Annotated in this window: 15 protein-coding genes; 9 read left to right on the top strand and 6 right to left on the bottom strand. The window is 71.3% G+C overall.

Annotated elements, in window-relative coordinates; translation table 11 throughout:
- Nucleotides 1-59: 59 nt before the first annotated feature.
- The 3 genes from AB5J53_RS05840 to AB5J53_RS05830 all read right to left on the bottom strand — a co-directional run bounded on the left by AB5J53_RS05840 (nt 60) and on the right by AB5J53_RS05830 (nt 6,200).
- A complete protein-coding gene (locus tag AB5J53_RS05840; RefSeq protein WP_369244529.1) occupies nt 60-1,991 on the bottom strand; it encodes an N-acetylmuramoyl-L-alanine amidase in 1,932 nt (643 codons plus the stop codon).
- Between the two features lie 305 nt (nt 1,992-2,296).
- Nucleotides 2,297-3,835 (bottom strand): M1 family metallopeptidase, encoded by a 1,539-nt coding sequence (locus tag AB5J53_RS05835; protein WP_369244528.1) that lies wholly within the window; start codon nt 3,833-3,835, stop codon nt 2,297-2,299.
- 256 nt (nt 3,836-4,091) lie between these two features.
- Nucleotides 4,092-6,200, bottom strand: coding sequence for a SpoIIE family protein phosphatase (locus tag AB5J53_RS05830; protein ID WP_369244527.1), 2,109 nt, complete (start codon nt 6,198-6,200; stop codon nt 4,092-4,094).
- A 429-nt stretch (nt 6,201-6,629) separates the two neighbouring features.
- Here AB5J53_RS05830 and AB5J53_RS05825 point away from each other — a divergent pair, with 429 nt between their 5' ends.
- The 4 genes from AB5J53_RS05825 to AB5J53_RS05810 all read left to right on the top strand — a co-directional run bounded on the left by AB5J53_RS05825 (nt 6,630) and on the right by AB5J53_RS05810 (nt 12,014).
- Nucleotides 6,630-9,332, top strand: coding sequence for a LuxR C-terminal-related transcriptional regulator (locus AB5J53_RS05825; protein WP_369244526.1), 2,703 nt, complete (start codon nt 6,630-6,632; stop codon nt 9,330-9,332).
- Between the two features lie 194 nt (nt 9,333-9,526).
- The gene (locus tag AB5J53_RS05820) at nt 9,527-11,146 is read left to right on the top strand and encodes an MFS transporter (protein ID WP_369252074.1); all 1,620 of its coding nucleotides are present in this window, start codon (nt 9,527-9,529) and stop codon (nt 11,144-11,146) included.
- Nucleotides 11,147-11,163: 17 nt separating this feature from the next.
- Nucleotides 11,164-11,682 carry a hypothetical protein gene (locus AB5J53_RS05815; RefSeq protein ID WP_369244525.1) on the top strand — a complete coding sequence of 173 codons (519 nt, stop codon included), beginning with the start codon at nt 11,164-11,166 and terminating at the stop codon, nt 11,680-11,682.
- Nucleotides 11,683-11,810: 128 nt separating this feature from the next.
- Nucleotides 11,811-12,014 (top strand): hypothetical protein, encoded by a 204-nt coding sequence (locus AB5J53_RS05810; RefSeq protein WP_369244524.1) that lies wholly within the window; start codon nt 11,811-11,813, stop codon nt 12,012-12,014.
- A gap of 144 nt (nt 12,015-12,158) precedes the next feature.
- On the opposite strand, the gene AB5J53_RS05805 is transcribed toward AB5J53_RS05810, so the two are convergent.
- The gene (locus AB5J53_RS05805) at nt 12,159-12,746 is read right to left on the bottom strand and encodes a potassium channel family protein (RefSeq protein ID WP_369244523.1); all 588 of its coding nucleotides are present in this window, start codon (nt 12,744-12,746) and stop codon (nt 12,159-12,161) included.
- A 200-nt stretch (nt 12,747-12,946) separates the two neighbouring features.
- Here AB5J53_RS05805 and AB5J53_RS05800 point away from each other — a divergent pair, with 200 nt between their 5' ends.
- From AB5J53_RS05800 to AB5J53_RS05785, 4 genes are all read left to right on the top strand, one after another.
- Entirely contained in the window at nt 12,947-13,606 is a 660-nt protein-coding gene (locus AB5J53_RS05800; RefSeq protein WP_369244522.1) for an HdeD family acid-resistance protein, read from the top strand.
- 200 nt (nt 13,607-13,806) lie between these two features.
- Entirely contained in the window at nt 13,807-14,274 is a 468-nt protein-coding gene (locus tag AB5J53_RS05795) for an SHOCT domain-containing protein (protein WP_369244521.1), read from the top strand.
- 33 nt (nt 14,275-14,307) lie between these two features.
- Nucleotides 14,308-14,742 (top strand): hypothetical protein, encoded by a 435-nt coding sequence (locus tag AB5J53_RS05790; protein WP_369244520.1) that lies wholly within the window; start codon nt 14,308-14,310, stop codon nt 14,740-14,742.
- A 130-nt stretch (nt 14,743-14,872) separates the two neighbouring features.
- Nucleotides 14,873-16,168: a diacylglycerol kinase family protein gene (locus AB5J53_RS05785; protein WP_369252072.1), complete on the top strand. Its 1,296-nt coding sequence runs from the start codon at nt 14,873-14,875 to the stop codon at nt 16,166-16,168.
- Nucleotides 16,169-16,368: 200 nt separating this feature from the next.
- Here the strand turns inward: AB5J53_RS05785 and AB5J53_RS05780 are convergent, their stop codons facing one another.
- A complete protein-coding gene (locus tag AB5J53_RS05780) occupies nt 16,369-17,073 on the bottom strand; it encodes a GAF and ANTAR domain-containing protein (RefSeq protein WP_369244519.1) in 705 nt (234 codons plus the stop codon).
- Between the two features lie 367 nt (nt 17,074-17,440).
- Between AB5J53_RS05780 and AB5J53_RS05775 the strand changes: the two genes are divergently transcribed.
- The gene (locus tag AB5J53_RS05775) at nt 17,441-17,776 is read left to right on the top strand and encodes a hypothetical protein (RefSeq protein ID WP_369244518.1); all 336 of its coding nucleotides are present in this window, start codon (nt 17,441-17,443) and stop codon (nt 17,774-17,776) included.
- An 86-nt stretch (nt 17,777-17,862) separates the two neighbouring features.
- Here the strand turns inward: AB5J53_RS05775 and AB5J53_RS05770 are convergent, their stop codons facing one another.
- Entirely contained in the window at nt 17,863-18,042 is a 180-nt protein-coding gene (locus AB5J53_RS05770) for a CsbD family protein (protein ID WP_369244517.1), read from the bottom strand.
- Between the last annotated feature and the right edge of the window lie 164 nt (nt 18,043-18,206).

Here is an 18,206-nt window from a genome sequence, read left to right as displayed (position 1 = left end):
GAAGCCGCGCCGCAGGCGCACAAGGTCCGGCTCGGCCGACACCGCTGGACCATGCCCCGTCACCGCGCAGGAGGGCGCGGCGTGTGTCCTGCCGGCGGGCCTGCGGTAGCCGATGAGCTCACCACGTCCACATCGCTCGCCCGGACGTAGGCGAGCCGGTGGCCGAGCTGGATCTCGTAGTACTGCTCCCGGCCCTTCACCACCGGGTTGGGTGTGTCGCCGAAGGACGATCTGTCGATGTAGGAACCGGCGAGGCGGGCCTGTGTCACGTACCGCTGGCCGGCGAGGATGCTGTACGGGAGCGGCGACTCGGACTGCTCCGGCACCTCGTCGGGGTAGGCGTCCTCCTCCGGGAGGGCACGCCCGTACACGGGGATCTCGCTCAAGCCGTCCTTCGGAGTCACCATCCGGCCGCTCGCACCGACGGCGGTCGGGTGCTTCTTCGGGTTCTTGAACCATGCTTTGTTGCCCTGGTACCAGATCGCCGTCCAGTCGCCCTTGCGATCGGCGACCGCGAAGGTCTGGCCGGCGGAGACGCGCGACCCCAGGTCGTTGACGTCCTCCGTGGAGTCTTCACCGTCCGGTTTCCGGCCCGGGTCCTGGATCAGCGGGGCGTCCTCGTGCGGCTCGGTGTACAGGCGGACGGCGCTGGAGCCGTGCGGCGCACACGGCACCCCGCTCTTGGTGCACCCCGTGAACGGCGGCTTGTGGGTGGCGAAGTCCGGCAGCACGGTCACCATGTCGCTCTTCGATCGGGCCGTGGCACGCAGGGGCGCGCCGAGGAGGTCGAAGTAGTGCCGCCAGTCCCAGAAGGGGCCGGGGTCGTCGTGCATGTCGGGGATGGAGCCGGCGGTCGGGGACGGGACGTTGTCGTGGCCGAAGATGTGCTGCCGGTCGAGCGGGATGTCGTACTTCTTCGCCAGGTAACGCACCAGACGGGCCGAAGCCCGGTACATCTGTTCCGAGTACCAGGTGTGCGGCTGCCTGAGGAATCCCTCGTGCTCGATGCCGATCGAGCGGGCGTTCACGAACTGGTTCCCCGAGTGCCAGGCCATGTCCTTGGTCCTGACGTGTTGGGTGATGTGACCGTCCTTGGAGCGGATCGAGTAGTGCCAGGACGCCTCCGTCGGATCCTGCACGGTCAGGAGCATGGATGCGAGCGGCGCCTCGGTGTCGTGGATGACGATGTACTCGATCTTCTGGTCCCTGGGCCGGTCGGCGAGGTCGTGATTGCCGTAGTTCCCGTCGTCGATCTCGACGTACGGCGCGCTGAGCCAGGAGCAGTGCAGCTCCACCGGGCACTCGACGTCCTTCGATCGCGCGGCGTCCTGCGGGGAGGTGCGGGGGCGCACGCCAGGGCTTGCGGGGAGGGTGAGGCGCTGCCCCGCGTCGGTGGTGCGGTGCGCGCCTTGGCGGATCACCGAGAAGACGTCGTTCGCGTACGTCGCCGCCGACGCGGCGTCCTCCGTACCCGGGAACTCCGCCACCGCCTCCCACCAGTCCGCCGGGTCGGCGCTGAGCGGCTTGCCGAGCCGTCGTTGCACCGCCGCCAGGAGCGCCGCGCCACCGCGCACGTTGGCGGCGGCGTCCGTCCGCAGTCTCCCGGCAGGGGCCCCGATCAGGCGGGCGGCCTGTCGCAGGTCCGTCGGCTCCTCCAAGCCGCTGCCCGAGGGGTTCGCCTCGTGTGAGTCCGGCGGACCCGCCGCCACCGCGTGCGGCCGGGCACTGCCGCGAGGCGGCTTCGCCTGGGCCTGGGCCTGCTGGGCGTCGACCAGGTGCATCGGCCCGTAGCCGCCGACGACGCTCGGAGCGCCGGAATGGGAGTCCCAGCGCGACTGCAGGTAGGACACGCCCATGAGCACGCTTCGCGGTACGTGGTACTCGTCCGCGGCGGTGGTGAAAGCTTTCTGCAGGCGTTGGTCGGCCGCCACGTCGACGAAGGCCGGCGGGCCGAGCAGCAGGGGCACCAGGATCGCCGCCGATGCGGTCACGCACACGATCCGGCGGCACCCGCATACCGTCGCGCGGGGGATACGGGGGGCGACAGGTTTTCTCATTGCAAGGGTCTCCAACCATGCTCGTCGCAACCAGGACACGCAACCAGGACAAAGGAGTTGCCCTTCACGCCACCCCTCGTACGCTTCCGTGCCCTTCACGCCACGTCGCGCCAAGCGTCACCGAGGTGGACCAGCCGCACGGCACAGGCCACCCGGTCGGCGGCAGCACGTCCCCTCCGGCGGGAGCCGGCGCAAGCCCCTGTACCGAGCGGTTCGCCCGCCTCCGGCGGAGTGACGGCTCAGTCCTGGACCGGGTCCACCTGCCAGTCGGGGTGCCCCGGCATGGGCGGGGTGTGCGCCCCGTACAGCCACGGGGTCAGGAACGGGTTCAGGTCCCTGCCCGCGACCTCGGACGCGAGCGCGACGAAGTCCCGGGTGCCGGCGGCCCGGCCTCGGTACTTGCTCACCCAGGACCGCTCGATCCTGTCGAAGGTCTCCTCGCCGACCTTCTCCCTCAACGCGTAGAGCACCAGCGCCGAACCGTCGTACCGCATCTGCTTGAAGAGGGTCGGCTCGGTGGGTTCGGCGGGCGCTCCGGCGTCGTGACGCCACTGGTCGTGCTGCTCGTACGCAGCCCGCATCGCGGACTCGATGCCTGCGCCGCCGTGCGTGTCGGCGTAGAGACGTTCGTAGAAGCGGGCGTGCCCCTCGCTCAGCCACAGGTCGGACCACCGCCGGATGGCGACGCTGTCGCCGGTCCAGTGGTGGGTCAGCTCGTGTACGAGGTTGCGCTCGGCGTCGACCCGGTCGCCCAGCAGGTCGGCCCTCGGCACGACGGACAGTGACTGCGTCTCCAGCGCCACCGGCAGGTCGGTGTCCCCGACCAGCACCCCGTAGCGGCGAAACGGGTACGGGCCGAGCCGCCGTTCGAGCCAGGCCAGGTGCTCGGGGGTGAGCGAGCGGTACTCCTGGGTGTCGGTGACCAGCCCGTCCGGGACCACGTCCCGGACAGGCAGCCCGCGCGGGCCGGTGCTGTCGACGAACGCGAACTTCCCGATCGCCAGCTGGACCAGCTGCGCCGCGACCGGCTGCTCGGAGTCGTACGTCCATTGGACCCGTCCGTCGGGTCGCCGGACGCGCTCGACGAGCCGGCCGTTGGCCACTGCGGTGAGGCCGGGTGGGGTGGTGATGCGGAAGGTGATCGGCGCCCGCAGGCTCGGATGGTCGTCCGCCGGGAAGATCATCTTGGCGCCGTTGGGCTGTGCGTAGAGCACGGTGCCGTCGGACGTGGGCACCCAGCCGTAGTCCTGGATCGCGTCGCCGCGGTGCCGTTGCTGGGTCGGGTCGGCGGTGTAGGAGACCCGCACGGTGAAGGTGCTGTTGTGGGGGATCGGCTTGGCGGGAGTGACGACGAGCTCGTCGCCGTGGCGTGCGGTGGTCGCCGGTGCGCCGTCGACGGTGACCGTGTGCAGCGTGTTGCCCGCGAAGTCGAGGTCGAAGCGGGACAGGGCCTGCGTGGCGGTGGCGCTGATGGTGGTACTCGCGTCGAACGGCGTCCTGGGTGCCCGCCAGTCGAAGGCGAGTGTGTAACGGCGGACCGTGTAGCCGCCGTTGCCGTCGAGGGGCACGAGCGGATCGCCGATGCCCGGGGCGCCGGGGGACGGGGCCTCGCCGGACGAGGCGGCGGAGGGGCCGGGTGCGGGGGAGCCGTGACCCCCGTGGGGGAGGGTGCCGACGAGGACGGCGATGCCCGTGATCCCGACGGCACCGGTGAGGGCAAGGGCGAGGGCCGTGCGGCGGGGACGACCCTTCAGGGACCTCGTGAACGACGCCTTCACCGGCGGAACCGGTGGGCGTCATGGGATGCGACCGGTCGGCACACGCGGCTGCTCATCGGCCGGAGGGCGCGGCGGCCGGTCGTTCGACGGGCGCGGCTCCCTGCCGTACGGGTGACTCGGTTGCCGACGGTCGTGATCTTCATGGCGGCACTATGTCAGCAAGAGATATCTATAGCGATGTATGTCCGCGTTTCATCCGCCCGTACGGGCGAGACGGCCAGGCGGGCGGTCCAGGCGTTCTGGCCCGCGGCGCGGGTCAGAACGAGCCCTCGCGCGCGGTGACGCCGGGCAGCGGCTGCTCGGTCCAGATCGTCTTGCCCGGAGCCGTGTAACGGGTGCCCCACGCCTGTGCCAGCTCCGCGGCGATGAACAGACCGCGTCCGCCCTCGTCGACCGTGCCGGCATGGCGCAGGTGCGGTGCGGCCGAGCCGGCGTCCCGCACCTCGCAGGTCAGGGTGCGGTCATGGATCAGGCGGAGCTCGAGCGGCGGGGTTCCGTATTTGACGGCGTTGGTGACGAGTTCGCTGACGATGAGCTCGGTGTTGAAGGCGGTCTCGTCGTCGACGTCCCACGCGGCGAGCTGGGCGCGGGTACGGCGTCGGGCGACGGCCACGGCCTCGGGGTCGGCATCGAGCGGCCACGCCGCGAATCGGTCGGGGGGAAAGGACCGGGTGCGCGTGACGATCACCGCGGCATCGGCGGCCCCCAGACCTGCCGGGACCGCGTAGACGACGGCGTCGCAGAGGTCCTGGAGCGGGCGGTCGCGATAGTCCGCCGCCGACGACAACGGGCCCGAGGATTCGGCGAGATACGAGGTGAGAAGCGGATCACTGGTGAACACCAGGACGCTGCCGTCCGGCACCTCGACGTCGACGGACGCGAAGGGCGCGCCCTCCGTCGTGCCCAGCCGCGGCCCGGCCGGTGTGCCGCAGCTGGTGACAGTGTGGTCGGGCTGCGCGACGAGAGGGGCCAGATTGCCGGCCGCCGCCATCGCGCACGTGCCGGTCAGGGGGTCGTGCACCGCGTACACACAGTCGGCGGTGAGCGCTTCGCAGCGCAGCGGATCGCCGAGCGGGAGATGCGCCCGTTCGGCGGCGAGCTGGCCCGCCGTGTCGTGCAGGCGGGCGAGGAGCTCGTCGGGGGCGAGGTCGAAGGCCGACAGGGAGCGTACGGCGGTGCGCAGCTGCCCCATGGTCGCGGCCGCGCTCAGGCCGCCTCCCGACACCTTGCCGACGACGAGGGCGGTGCGGGCGCTGGACAGGGCGATGGTGTCGTACCAGGCGCCGGGATCGGCGCCGGTGGCGGAGAGGTAGGCGGTCTCCAGTGATGCGTGGGACTCCGGGCGGCGGGGCAGCAGTCGGCGGTGCACGGTGGCGGCGACCGTGTGCTCCCGTGTGTAGCGCCGCGCGCTGTCGATGCACAACGCGGTGTGTGTGGCCAGTTCGACCGCGAGCTCCCGGTCACCTTCGTCGAAGGGGGGTGAGTGTCCGCTGCGGTACAGACTGACGACGCCGAGGGCCGCGTCGCGCAGTGCCAGGGGAACCACGAGGAGTGAATGGGCCCCCGACGCGTGGATCGCGTGCGCGCGCGGGGGATCGACGGACAGCCAAGGGGTGGTCGGATGGAGCGCGACCACGCGCGGACGCAGGTCGGCCATGGCCTGGGTGAAAGGGGTCGGAGCCGGTAGGCGATGGACGTCGCCCACCGGATGGGCCTGCGGCGGCCGCGCGCGGTCGCTGCGGAACGCGGTGCGCATCAGGGGCGTGCCCGTGGACAGCGGGGCCGGGGGCGGGTCGTCGCCGCGGATCACGGCCTCCACCACCTCCACGATCGCGATATCGGCGAACGCGGGGACCACGGTCGGGACGAGTTCCTCGCCGGTCACGGCCGGATCCAGGGTGCGTCCCACGTGTCGGCGCACGGCGTCGAGCACCTGGGTGCGGGTGCGGGCCCGTTCCCGCTCGGTGACGTCGATCGCGGTGACCGCCAATCCGAGCACAGAGCGGGACGGACTCTCCAGGCGCAGCGCGCTGATCTCGAATTGCCGTTCCTGCGGGGGGTTCCCCTCGCCACGCGCCCGGACGACGCGCTGCAGGAGGGGGACTCCGCTCTCCAGCACCTCGCGCAGGAGCGCCTCCACGTTGCAGCCTTCGACGATGTCGTAGACGTCGCGGATCGGGCGCCCTTTCATGTCGTCCAGGGGCACGCCACGCATCACGGGGGTGGCGGTGTTGACCCTTACCACCCGCAGATCGGTGTCCAGCAGGTGCAGCCCGATCGGTGACTGGGTGAACAGCGCCTCCAGCATCGAGGCCGCCGTCTCGTCCACTCGCCGGCCGGGATCGCTGTGCGCCAAGGCGACCACCTCCGAGCTCCGTCCTGCGCACCACTGCCCCGTATCCGGGCGTGCTTCCAGCGTGCTGCGCGGTCGGCGCGATCGCACCCGCAGAGCGCCGGGGCAGGAATGGCGAGGGTGCGGGACCCGTTTCCCGGCGCCGCGCGCCCGGAACTCACCCGTGGCGGGGAGGCCCGGCGCGGTCCGGCGCGAAGAGGGTGGCAGACGCGGGGCGCGATACGGCGCCCGGGACGCGCGTGTGCCCGGGACGCTCCGGCCGGAAGGGAGCACCGATCATGCGACGCTGTCCCGCAGACCCACGTGAGCTGTCCGGCGGCCGCCGTGGCGCCCTTGGGGCGGGGCCACTGGGGCCTCTGTGGCGCGCGTACACGAAGGAACACTGGGATGCTGAGTGCAGGAGCGCTGCCCATGACCTGACGAACAGTGGTGGTGAGCGCCATGACTGGGCTCCAGGACAACGGTCCGGAATCGACCACGCCGAGTGCTGATCCCCAGGGAGACCCGTTTCTGCGCACGCGGTTCGCCGTGCCGAAGCGCCCCGTGACGTTCCTGCGGCGGGAGCGGTTGGTCAAGCACCTCGACCAGGCTCTGCTGACCCCGTTGACCATGGTCAACGGAGCCGCGGGTGCGGGCAAGACCCTGCTGGTCGCCGACTGGGCCGCGGGGCGGGACCGGCCCGTCGCCTGGCTCACCACCGAGGCCTCGGAGCAGGGGTGCGGAATGTTCTGGGCGTATCTGCTCCAGGCTCTGCGCGCCTCCGGTGTGCCGCTGCCCGCCGAGGTCGGCTTCCCCGCGGACGCGAGCCGCGTGGACCACACGCTGCTGGCACGGCTCGCCGCCGATCTGAGCGCTCGGGACCGGCCCCTGATCGTGGTGCTCGACGAATACGACCGGGTGACCGACCAGGAGATCGCGGAGCAGCTGGAGTTCGTCCTGCACCACGCGGGACGGGGCATGCGCCTGATCCTCGTCACCCGCACGGAACCGCTGCTGCCGCTGCACCGTTACCGGGCGGCGGGCGACATGACGGAGATCAGGAACGCGGAGCTGGCCTTCACCCCCGAGGAAGCGGCCGCGCTGCTGGAGTTGCACGGGCTGTGCCTTCCGGTGCACGCCGCGGGCGCGCTCGTGGAGCGCACCCGGGGATGGGCCGCCGGACTACGGCTGTGCGCCCTGGCAGCACAGGAGATGCCGGACCCGGAGACGTATCTGAAGGAGTTCGAGGCCGACCGCACCACGGTCGCCGACTTCCTGCTGGCGGAGGTCCTCAAGCGGCAGACCCCCGAGACGCAGGATCTGCTGCTGCGGGTCAGCGTTCTCGAGCGTTTCTGTCCAGAGCTGGCGAACGCGCTGACGGAGCGGACCGACGCCGGGGCCATCCTGGCCGGGTTGCACCGCGAGAACGCGTTCGTCGAGCACCTCGGGCACGCCTGGTACCGCCTCCACCCGCTGTTCGGGGAGATCCTCCATGCCCATCTGCAGGTGCGCTCTCCCGGCCTTGAGCCCGAACTCCACCGGCGGGCCGCGGCATGGCTGCGGCGCTCCGGATCCCTCGCGGAGACGCTGGGGCACGGTGCGGCCGCCGGCGACTGGGAGTTCACCGCCGGTGCCCTCGTGGACGACCTCGCCATCGGTCAGCTCTTCACCGGCCTGCGCTGCGACGACCTGGCGGGTCTGTTCTCACGGATGGGGCCCGAGGCCACGAGCACCGCCACGGACCTCGTCCGCGCGGCCCGTGAGCTGTCCCGAGGCGACCTCGACCGCGGCCTGGGCCACCTGCGGCACGCCGAGCAGAGCCTGGCCGAGGAGCAGACGTCGGCGGGGGCCGACTCGTCCGGCCTGGCGGCGGCCCGCCTCAGCTGTGCCCTGCTGGAAGCCCTGGCGGCCCGGCTGACCGGTTCGCCCGCAAGAGCGGAGATCGCCGCGGAGGCGGCCGAGAGACTCCAGGAGGAGCTGCCCACCCACCTGCTGGACGAGCATCCCGAACTCAGCGCCCTCCTGCTGACCCACCTTGGCTCGACGCGGCTGTGGGCCGGGCGATTCGAGGACGCACGTACCGCCCTGACCACAGCGGCCAGCTGCTCCAAGGGAGCGTCGACGGCGCTCCCGCGCGAGGAGTCCCTGGGCCACCTGGCCCTGATCGACTACTTGAACGGCTGGCTCGGCAGGGCGGAGCGCAAGGCCCTGGCGGCGATGACGGAGACGGAGCGGTTCGGCCTGCCTCAGACGTCCGGCTCCGGCATCGAGCTGCTGGTCCTGGCCGCCGTGGCCGTCGACCGCAACGAACTGGGGCAGGCCCAGGCCCTCCTCGACACGGCGGCCGACTCGCACCGCGCGATGCGGGACCCCGTGATGGAAGCGGGGCGGGCCATCGCCACCGCGCGTCTGCTTTTGGCCCGCGGCGACACGCACGCCGCGCTAGAAGCGGCGGAACCGGCCGTCGCCGCCGACGTGGTCTCCCCCTGGGCGGAGGGGCAAACGGCGCTGGTGGCCGCCGCCGCGCACCTGGCCGAAGGCCGGCCGGAGACGGCAGCGGAGCTGCTGCAGGCGGTGCCCGACGACCAGCCGGCGTGTGTCGTGGGGGCAGCACGGGCCCAGCTCGCCGCGGGCAGGCCCGTCGAGGCGATCGACCTGCTCGACAGAGTGCGTCCCGAGGGCCGCACCGGCCCCGCGGTGACCGTCCGGGCCTCGCTGGTGAGGGCGCAGGCCGCGGACGGGGCGGGGGACTCCGCCACCTCGCGCAGGCTCGTCGCCCAGGCTCTCCATGAGGCACGGCGCGAGCGGCTGCGGCGCCCCTTCCTCGAAGCCGGACCGTGGATCCGGCCTCTGCTGGGCATGGTGCCCCTGCGAGAGCTGGCCGCGGGCTGGCTCACACCGGGAACGCCGTCACACGGTGGGCTGCCTCGGCCCGGCGACCAGCCACCGGCGCCCGTCGTGGAGGAGCTGAGCGGACGCGAGCGCGATGTGCTGGAGCGACTGGCTCAGATGATGTCGACGGAAGAGATCGCCGCCGATCTGTATGTGTCGGTGAACACGGTCAAGACGCACCTCAAGAGCGTGTACCGAAAGCTGGCGGTGAACCGGCGCCACGACGCGGTGCGGCGCGCGCGCGAGCTGCGGCTGCTGTCACCGCGATCGTGAAGGGCCGCCAAGGACGGGTACGGGCCATGAGGGTCGGGTCCATGACGGGCCGCGGCGGCTCGTCCGGCTCGCCCGTGGTGGGTGAGGCGCCGGGTGAGTACTTCGGATGCGATGGGGGTGGCGGCAGGGCAGGTGCCCGTCGCTGCCCGGCCGACTCCGCCGGCGTCCCGGGCCGACTCGGCGAGGTGGACACCGTGACGCACTGGCGGGCGCTTATCGTGCTGGGCACCGCCCAGTTCCTGATGGTCCTCGACACATCCGTCATGAACGTGTCCATCAGCCAACTGGTCGAGGACTTCGACACCGAGGTCACCGCCATCCAGGCCGTCATCACGCTGTACGCGCTGGTCATGGCGGCGTTCATGATCATCGGTGGCAGGTTCGGAGACATCTTCGGACGACGTCGTCTCTTTCTCCTCGGCCTCGTCGTCTACGGCACCGGGTCGGCCCTGACCGCCGCGGCTCCCACCCTGTGGGTCCTCACGCTGGGCTGGTCGGTCATCGAAGGACTCGGTGCCGCGATGGTGCTGCCGGCCATGGCGGCCCTCGTGGCCGAGTCCTACCGCGGACCGGACCGGGCCGTCGCCTACGGCGTCATCGGCGGACTCGCCGGGGCCGGAATCGCGGTCGGCCCGCTGCTGGGCGGCTGGGTGACGACGTACCTCACCTGGCGGCTGGTGTTCGCCGGTGAGGTCGTGGTCGTCATCGCCGTGCTGTGCTTCCACCGGGTGATCACGGAATCCCCCCGGACCGGTCCGCGCCCCCGGCTGGACGGAGTCGGCGCCGCGCTATCGGCGGCCGGGCTGGCCCTGGGCGTGCTCGGCGTGCTGCAGAGCAGCTCCTGGGGATGGGTGCAGCCCCGCAACCCGCCCTTCACCGTCCTGGGCTTCGCGCCGACGCTGTTCGTCGTCGGCGCCGGGGTGGCCGTGCTGGCCCTCTTCGTGCACTGGGAGCGGCGGCGGGAGGCCCGCGGTGCCGAGCCCCTGGTGCATCTGCCCCTGCTGCACAAGCCGGCGCTGCGATCCGGCCTGATGTCACTGCTGAGCCAGAACCTCATCCTGCTGGGACTGTTCTTCACCATCCCGCTGTACTTGCAGGTGGTTCAGGGTTTCGACGCCTTCCAGACGGGGCTGCGGCTGCTCCCGGTGTCCGTCACCATGCTCGCGGCCTCCATGATCGCCGCCCGGCTGGGGCGGGTGGCCGGACCGCGCCGGGTGGTCCGACTGGCGCTGGCGACGCTGGCCGCCGCCATCGTGTGGCTGCTGGCCACCATCGACCCGGTCATCGACGACGCGCAGTTCGCCGGAGCCATGGCCCTGCTCGGTGTGGGCATGGGCCTGCTCGCCTCGCAGCTGGGCAACGTCGTGCAGTCCAGCGTGGGCGAGGAGGAACGCAGCGAGGTCGGCGGGCTGCAGTTCACCGCCCAGAACCTGGGCTCCGCGCTGGGCACCGCGCTCATCGGATCGATACTCATCGGCGCCCTGGCCCACGCCTTCACCACGCAGGTGGAGGACCACCCGAGGCTGTCGGAGGAAACCCGCCAGCAGACCGGTGTCGCCCTCGAAGCCGGGATCACCTTCGTGCCGACCGAGCAGGTGCGCTCGGCGGCCGAACAAGCCGGGCTGCCGCCGTCCGAGGCCGACGCCCTTACAGACTCGTACGCGTCGGCGCAGCTCGACGGCCTGAAGGCGGCAATCCTCGCCACCGGGGGAATCACGCTGGCCGGCTTCCTGGTCACGCCGCATCTGCCGACCCGTGCCAGCGGTCCCAAGCAACCCGGCGCGTCGGCCGACGCGATCGGCTCGCGCCGCTGACTTCGAGGGAGGCCGCGATGTCCGAGACCGAGCACGTCCCGGCCCGAGCGCGCACGGGCGAGCGGCGGACCCATGCCGACTACACCGGTGGCGTCTACGGATCCATGCTCGCCGCCTCGGTGGTCGTCGGCGCCGGCACGCTGGGTGCCTTCCCGCGCCTGGAGCTGGTGCTGCTGCTGTTGCTCACCGGCGTGGTGTTCTGGATCGCCCATGTGCACGCCCAGCTGTTCGGGGCGCGCCTGGCGGCGCAGAACCTCGATCGCCGGACCGTGCTGCATGTGTGCCGCGACGAGTGGCCGATCGTCAACGCCGCCATCCCGCCGGCCGTGGCCGTGGCCGTCAGCCCTCTCCTGGGTCTCGACGTACCGGGCGCTCTCTGGCTGGCGCTCACGGTTGCCGTGGCAGGCCAGGTGGGCTGGTCGGCGGCCGCGGCACGGCGGGCCGGTGCCTCGTGGCGCCTGGTGGCCGTCGCCGCCTCGGTGAATTTGCTGCTCGGTCTGCTGATCATCTCGTTCAAGCTCTTCCTGAAGCATTGACGCAGGTGGAGCGCGTGCCGGGCGATGTATCACCTCTACGGGGTGAGGCCGGGCGGTGTGCCGCGGCGGAGGATCGCAGGGAAGGGGTGCAGCCCGCCGGTCCCAGGACACCCGGGGGAGAGCAGCTCATGCGCTACGAGATCCGCGTCGAAGGACACATGTCGGAGACGCTGACCAGTGCCTTCCCGGAGCTGGACCACGTGGTGATGTCCGGACAGACCATCCTGTTCGGTTCCGTCGTCGACGAGGCGCATCTGTACGGGCTGCTGGCCCGCTGTCAGTCGCTGGGTCTACGGGTCCTCGAGATGCGCCAGCTGCCGGAGTCGGAGTGACGCGTCCGTCCGTGCGGGGGCCCTCGGGGGTTCTCGGCGTGGATCCTGCCGGAGCGGGTGGCGGCGCCCAACGCCTCGAAGTCCCGCAGGTGTCCGGTGTGGCCGTGGAAACCTCCTGGACCGCCGTCCCGTACCGACGATCCTTTACTCCGGCGGAGAATCACGGCCCTGGCGGCGCAGCCCCGCCCGGATCGCACCTGCGAGCACCCGTGCGGCGACGCCCACGAGCAGCAGTCCGCCGGTCATCTGAAGCATCGTCACCACCCGCCCCGTCTGGGAAAGGGCGGTGATGTCGCCGAACCCGACGGTGGTGAACGTGGTCAGCGTGAAGTACAGGGCGTCCGTCCTGGTCAGCGGTTCGCTGAAGGAGCCCGGGGCGGAATGCTCCAGCAGGTAGTAGGCGCTCGCGAAGAGCACCAGATACAACGCCAGCGTGGCGCTCAGGGCCTCGACGGCCTTCAGACGGGGATGGGGCGAGCGCGCGATGGCCCGTACCTCCCAGGAGAAGACCACGACGACCCCCAGCAGACCGAACGCGAACAGGGCCGCAGTGGCACCCGTGCTGCCTCCGTCCAAGGGCAGCAGGTAGTACGCGGTGACGAGGGCCGCCGTGACGAACACGGCTCGCGCGACGGGCACGGCCCTCGCCCGGAGTCCCGGGCCGGGTCGTCGGCGATTCGTCGCCCGCCCGAACCGGGCGGGCCCCGTCCGGGGAGCCACTGGATCGTTCATATCGTGTCTCTTCGTCCCTACCGCCGTACGCCGTCGCATCTCTTTCGGCACCCACCTCATCGCCCCGGCTGTGCGCACGGATCACCCGCCTGGGGTGACCCGGTGACCGGCGACGGGCGGGACGCTGGCCCGGTGAGATCCCCACACACCGCCCCGTCGGCGGTCCGGGAGCGATCCGCTCGATCGCGCGAGGAGGAGCCATGACCGTGTCGCGTGGTCCGGAACCGCGTACCGGACCGGAACACATGCCCGACGGGGCGGCCGAGCCGGCCGGCGACCCCGCGGACGTGCTGGCGGAACTCGGGCGCTCGTGGACGTGGATCCTGGGTTCGGCGGTCGCCACGCTCGTGCCGGGCATCCTGGTACTGGTCTGGCCGGACGAGACCCTGCACGTCCTCGCGGTCCTCATCGGCCTGTACCTGCTCGTGATGGGGGCGTTCCGGTTCGTCGCGGCCTTCGGCCGGGACGAGCTCGGCGAACGGCTGCCCGGGCTGCTCCTCGCGGTGCTGTTCGTCCTGGCCGGGGTGCTGTGTCTGCGGAACCCGTTGCAGACCATCGCCGCGCTCTCGCTGATCGTCGGGATCGTCTGGCTGGTGTCCGGCATCCTCACCCTCTACGGAGCCATCGCTGCCAAGGACCTGCCCCACCGCGGCTTCGTCATCGGTGCCGCGGTGATCGCCGTCCTCGCGGGGATCGTGGTACTGGCCCTGCCCACCGAGTCGGCCCGGGCGCTGACCCGGCTGCTCGGTCTGTGGCTCGTCCTGCTCGGCCTGGTCGAGGTGGCGGTCGCGTTCGCATGGCGCGCCGCACTCCGCAGGTCCGGCGTCGCGGGGCCGCACGGAAGCGGCGAGACGGCCTGAGGCGCTCCGCTCGATGTCGGCGTGGGATCTGTGACGGCGACGACGGCCGACACGGTCAGGGCCAGGACGAGCACCAGCCGTGAGCCATGGTCGGGAAACCCGCTCACCCGTCTCGGGTGAGGCCGCCCGGTCCGTGCCGTGGGCACGCTGAAGACGGCACAGAACGGCTGCCGGGCCGAGGCCCGGGACGGAGGAGAGACATGAGCGCGCAGATGTACCTCGCGTACGACTATCCGCTGCTGAGCGTCTTCTGGTCCATGCTGTGGTTCTTCCTGTGGATCATGTGGTTCATCCTGCTCTTCCGGGTCATCGTCGACATCTTCCGGGACGACAAGCTGAGCGGTTGGGCCAAGGCCGGCTGGCTGCTGTTCGTCATCGTCGTGCCCTTCCTGGGCGTCCTGGTCTACGTGATCGCCCGTGGCAAGAACATGGGCCAGCGGGAGGTGGCGCAGGCGCGGGAGCAGCAGGCGGCCTTCGAAAGCTACGTCCGGGAGACCGCAAAGGGCGGCGAGGGCCGCAGTAGCGCCGACGAACTCGCCAAGCTGTCCGAAATCCGCGCCCGCGGCGACATCACGGACGAGGAGTTCCGCAGGGCGAAGGAACTGGTCCTGAGCGGCTCCGGCCCGTCGCAACGCTCGGGCGCCGGCTCCTCCAGCTCCAGTGGCTGACAGCACCGCACGAGACCGAAACGAGGCAGCACGATGACGACTCACACCACGCACGCACACCCGGCCAAGCGACACTGGGCCGAAGGTCTGACAGCATTCGCAGCCGTCATGCTCATGATCGCAGGCGTACTCGACCTCCTCAGAGGCATCATGGCGATCGCTCAGGACGACGTCTTCGTCACGACACGCAACTACGTCTTCGCGTTCGACCTCACCGGCTGGGGCTGGGTCCACCTTGTTCTGGGCGCCGTCGCCGTGATCGTCAGTCTCGGACTCTTCCAGACGGCGATGTGGGCGCGCGTGGCCGGGGTGGTCATCGCCGGATTCATCATCATCGCCAACTTCCTCTCCCTGCCGTACTCCCCGGTCTGGTCGATCGTGATGATCGCTTTCTCCGGGTTCGTCATCTGGGCCCTGTGCGTGGCCCGGGAGGAAGGGTCCTCCGGCCCGTTCCCGCGCTCGCCGTGAACCGGCGGCGGGAACCGCACGAGCCGCAACCGCGGGAGGGCGCCACGTGGGACGACACCGCACGGAGGCGAGCGGGCCAGCAGGCCACCCCGCGGCAGGCGGCGGTGAGGGCCGCCCCGGGTGGGCGCGGCTGGCACTGCTCGCCCTGCTGACCAGCGTGCTGGTGGCGCTCGTCGCAGCCGGTCTGCGGAGCGTGCTCTGGGCGCTGGTCGGCATCGCCGGACTGGCCCTCGCCGCCGTCGGGGTGTGGTGGACTCTGGCCCACACCGGTGTGGTGCGGGTGGCGGGAGTGGTCCTGTCCCTGACCGCACCGGTCACGGTCCTGGCGCTGTACGCCGCCTACGGCATGCTCGGGCCGGCCCTCTTCTCCCTGGCCCTGTGGGTGCTGGCCATGGCGGCGGCGCGGTTCGCCGTGGCGCCGGGACACATCCCTTCGGCACACGAGCGTGAGCCCGCCGAGGCACCCCACCATCCCTGGATCCTGATGAATCCGCGCTCCGGCGGCGGCAAGGTGGGACGTTTCCACCTGGTCGACAAGGCGCGGGCGGCGGGCGCCCGTGTCGTTCTGCTCGGTACCGAAGGGCAGGACGTGACCGAACTCGCCCGGCAGGCCGTGGCCGAGGGAGCCGATCTGCTGGCGGTGGCGGGCGGAGACGGTACCCAGGCCCTGGTGGCCGAGGTGGCGGCGCGGCACGACCTGCCCTTCCTGGTGATTCCCGCCGGCACCCGCAACCACTTCGCCCTCGACCTCGGCCTCGACCGCGACGATCCGACGACGGGTCTGGACGCCCTTGCCGACGGCATCGAACTCCGCGTCGACCTCGGGTTCGCCGCCGACCGGGTGTTCGTCAACAACGCCTCCTTCGGAACCTACGCGGCTGTTGTCGGCGACCCCGCCTACCGCGACGCGAAAGTGCATACGACCCTGCAGGCGCTGCCGGGACTTCTCACCGGCCCCGACGCGCCCAGGCTGCGGATGCGGGCCGACGCGACGCGCGCCGACGGGCTGCAGGCGCTGCTCGTCAGCAACAATCCCTATCTGCGCGCCGTCGACTCGACCCACCCCGGGCGTAGGGAGCGGTTGGACTCCGGACTGCTCGGCGTGCTGTGCGTGCGGGTCGAGAACGCCGCGCAGGCGGCGCGGATGGTGCGCGGCGCCCGTTCCGCGGGCCTCCTGCGGCTCACCGCTCACGAGGTGGTCGTCGAAGCGGACACGGACACCGTCCCGGCCGGCATAGACGGGGAACACGTGATGCTGCCGGCACCTGTGGTGTGCCGGATCGCCCCCGGGGCACTGCGGGTCCGCGTGCCGCGCGACCGCCCGGGAGCACCGCCGAGCCGACCCGCGGCCGACTGGTCGCGCGTCACACGGCTCGCACTGGGCCCCCTGGCTCCGGGCAGAAGGCGATCCCCGGCGCCCGCCTGATGAGCAGGCGCCGTCGCGGCACTTCGCGCCCGGCGGGACATCACCCTTCGTGGCCAGGAGGTCTTCGCGGGGCGATGCTCGTGAAGACCCTCACCTTGCTCCGGCGCAAGGTGTCCACGGCGCCTGAGCCGGACGTGCCGCCCGGCGTCCGCCGGACGTCGTGCGGCATCGCGGCCGCCTCGGCCAGGAGGGGATCGGTGTCAGCCGGGCTTCTCTCCGGTCTCGCAGATCTGGCGGGCGATCGCGCGCAGTTTGATGTTGTGGTCCTGCGATGCCTTCTTGAGCAGCTTGAAGGCCGTGTCCTCCGTCAACCCGTAGCGCTCCATGAGGATGCCCATGGCCTCGCCGATCTCGTGACGGGTCTCCAGGGCGTGGCCGAGCTGCTGATGTGTACGGGCCGCGGAGAAGGCCACGGCCGCGTGAGAGGCGAGGATCCAGCCGGCCCGCCGAGCGGCCTCGTCGAAGGTGTGCGGCCGCCGGGAGTACAGATTGAGCGCGCCGAGCTCGTCGTCCTCGGTGAAGAGGAGGATGCCCATCATGCTCCCCATCCCCAGCTTCCTCAGCTCGGGGGCGAAGCGGGACCAGCGCTCATTCGGCCGGCCCAAGTCCTCGATGGCGTAGATCTGCTGACGGTCAGCCACGGCTTCGAAGCACGGGCCTTCGCCCAGATCCTGCTGGATCCGGTCCGCGCGGCGCACCACCTCGCTCGTGGCCGCCAGAGCCCGCACCTCACCCCGCCGCACGGTGAGAATGCCGGCGTCGTCGCATCCGTTGATCAGAACCGTCGCATGATCCACGATGCGGTCCAACGTGTCCTGGACCGAGTCCTGGGCGAGCAGATCCCGCGCCATGTCCGCCAGGGCGACAGCGAATTCCTCCCAGACCTCGCCGTGCTCGTGCGACATGTGCCACCTGCTTATTTGTTGAAGCGCCCGCGTCGCTCACGCTCGGTTCCATCTTGCCACCCTCGCGTCCCCGCCGCGCTGACCACGCGTCCTCGTGCGCCTGCACGCGCGCGGCCGACCCTGTCGATTCACGTTCAAGCGGTGCTGTCGCGCACAGACGCCGCTCACTGCCGGTGGGCTTCGGGGAGTGCTCCGGAATGGCCCTGAGTGCGTTGTCAGTGCCCTCAGGAACAATGCCCTGGCAGCGAGAACGCCACCGCTCCCGGCGGTACGTGATCGAACCCGTCCGTCGAAAGGCCCGCTCGCACATGACGCCCACTCTTCACCGCCGCGCCGTGCCGCGAGCCCTGAGCGGAGACCGCTGACGATGCTCCGAACCCTCCCGCGCACGCCCGCTCCACTCGGCCCCGGCGGTGCCGAGGTTCTGCGTCTCATCACCGTGCAGCGCGTTCCTGTCTGTCTCACCGTGCACGCCAACGGCCGTCGCCGGTACGGCTACTGGCAGCCCCTCAGTTCGGGTGCCGGTCAGGGAGGTTGCTATGTGGCACTGCCCACCGACGAGTGCGACGCGCTGCACGCGGCGGGCCGGATCGTGCTGGGGGAGCCGGTCGTCGATCCGGCGAAGACCACGTACCCGGTGCGCCCCGCCGTGCGCGGCGCACAGGCCCCGGCAAGTGCACCCCGGCAGGCCCTCACGGCCTGACCTCATCAGCACAAGCGCGGCCCGGGACGCTCGCCTGGGCAGGTGCAGGGCCCGCCGCACGAGCGTGCGGCGGGCCCTGGGTCATGTCATCGTGAGTGCCGGAAGATGTCCTTCATCTTTTCCTTGGCCTGGCGGGTGTCACCCTTCACCTGCTCCGCCTTGCCTTCGGCAGTCAGACGCTCGTCGCCGACAGCACGCCCGGCGGCCTCCTCGGCCTTGCCCTTGACCTGCTCCGTCTTGGCCCGCGCCTTCTGGTTCTTGGCCACTGCGGATCACGTCCTCACTGCTTCGACTGTGCGATCTATGAATACGACTGACCGGGAAAAACCAGTCCAAACCCGACCGGCCGCGACCGGTGCGCGGCGCGCACGATCCGCAACAGTGCGTGATGGGGTTCAGGCACCAGTCCAGATGGCTGGCCCTGCTCTGC

This window comes from Streptomyces sp. R41 (assembly GCF_041053055.1).
In the GTDB taxonomy this organism is placed as follows: Bacteria; Actinomycetota; Actinomycetes; order Streptomycetales; family Streptomycetaceae; genus Streptomyces.
Note: the sequence above shows the minus strand (reverse complement) of the source record. Positions and strands in the feature narration are given on the sequence as shown.

Coding starts and splice junctions, on each gene's coding strand:
- AB5J53_RS05825 (WP_369244526.1), top strand. CDS start 6,630: ATGACTGGGCTCCAGGACAACGGTCCGGAATCGACCACGCCGAGTGCT.
- AB5J53_RS05815 (WP_369244525.1), top strand. CDS start 11,164: ATGTCCGAGACCGAGCACGTCCCGGCCCGAGCGCGCACGGGCGAGCGG.
- AB5J53_RS05810 (WP_369244524.1), top strand. CDS start 11,811: ATGCGCTACGAGATCCGCGTCGAAGGACACATGTCGGAGACGCTGACC.
- AB5J53_RS05805 (WP_369244523.1), bottom strand. CDS start 12,746: ATGAACGATCCAGTGGCTCCCCGGACGGGGCCCGCCCGGTTCGGGCGG.
- AB5J53_RS05800 (WP_369244522.1), top strand. CDS start 12,947: ATGACCGTGTCGCGTGGTCCGGAACCGCGTACCGGACCGGAACACATG.
- AB5J53_RS05795 (WP_369244521.1), top strand. CDS start 13,807: ATGAGCGCGCAGATGTACCTCGCGTACGACTATCCGCTGCTGAGCGTC.
- AB5J53_RS05790 (WP_369244520.1), top strand. CDS start 14,308: ATGACGACTCACACCACGCACGCACACCCGGCCAAGCGACACTGGGCC.
- AB5J53_RS05780 (WP_369244519.1), bottom strand. CDS start 17,073: ATGTCGCACGAGCACGGCGAGGTCTGGGAGGAATTCGCTGTCGCCCTG.
- AB5J53_RS05775 (WP_369244518.1), top strand. CDS start 17,441: ATGCTCCGAACCCTCCCGCGCACGCCCGCTCCACTCGGCCCCGGCGGT.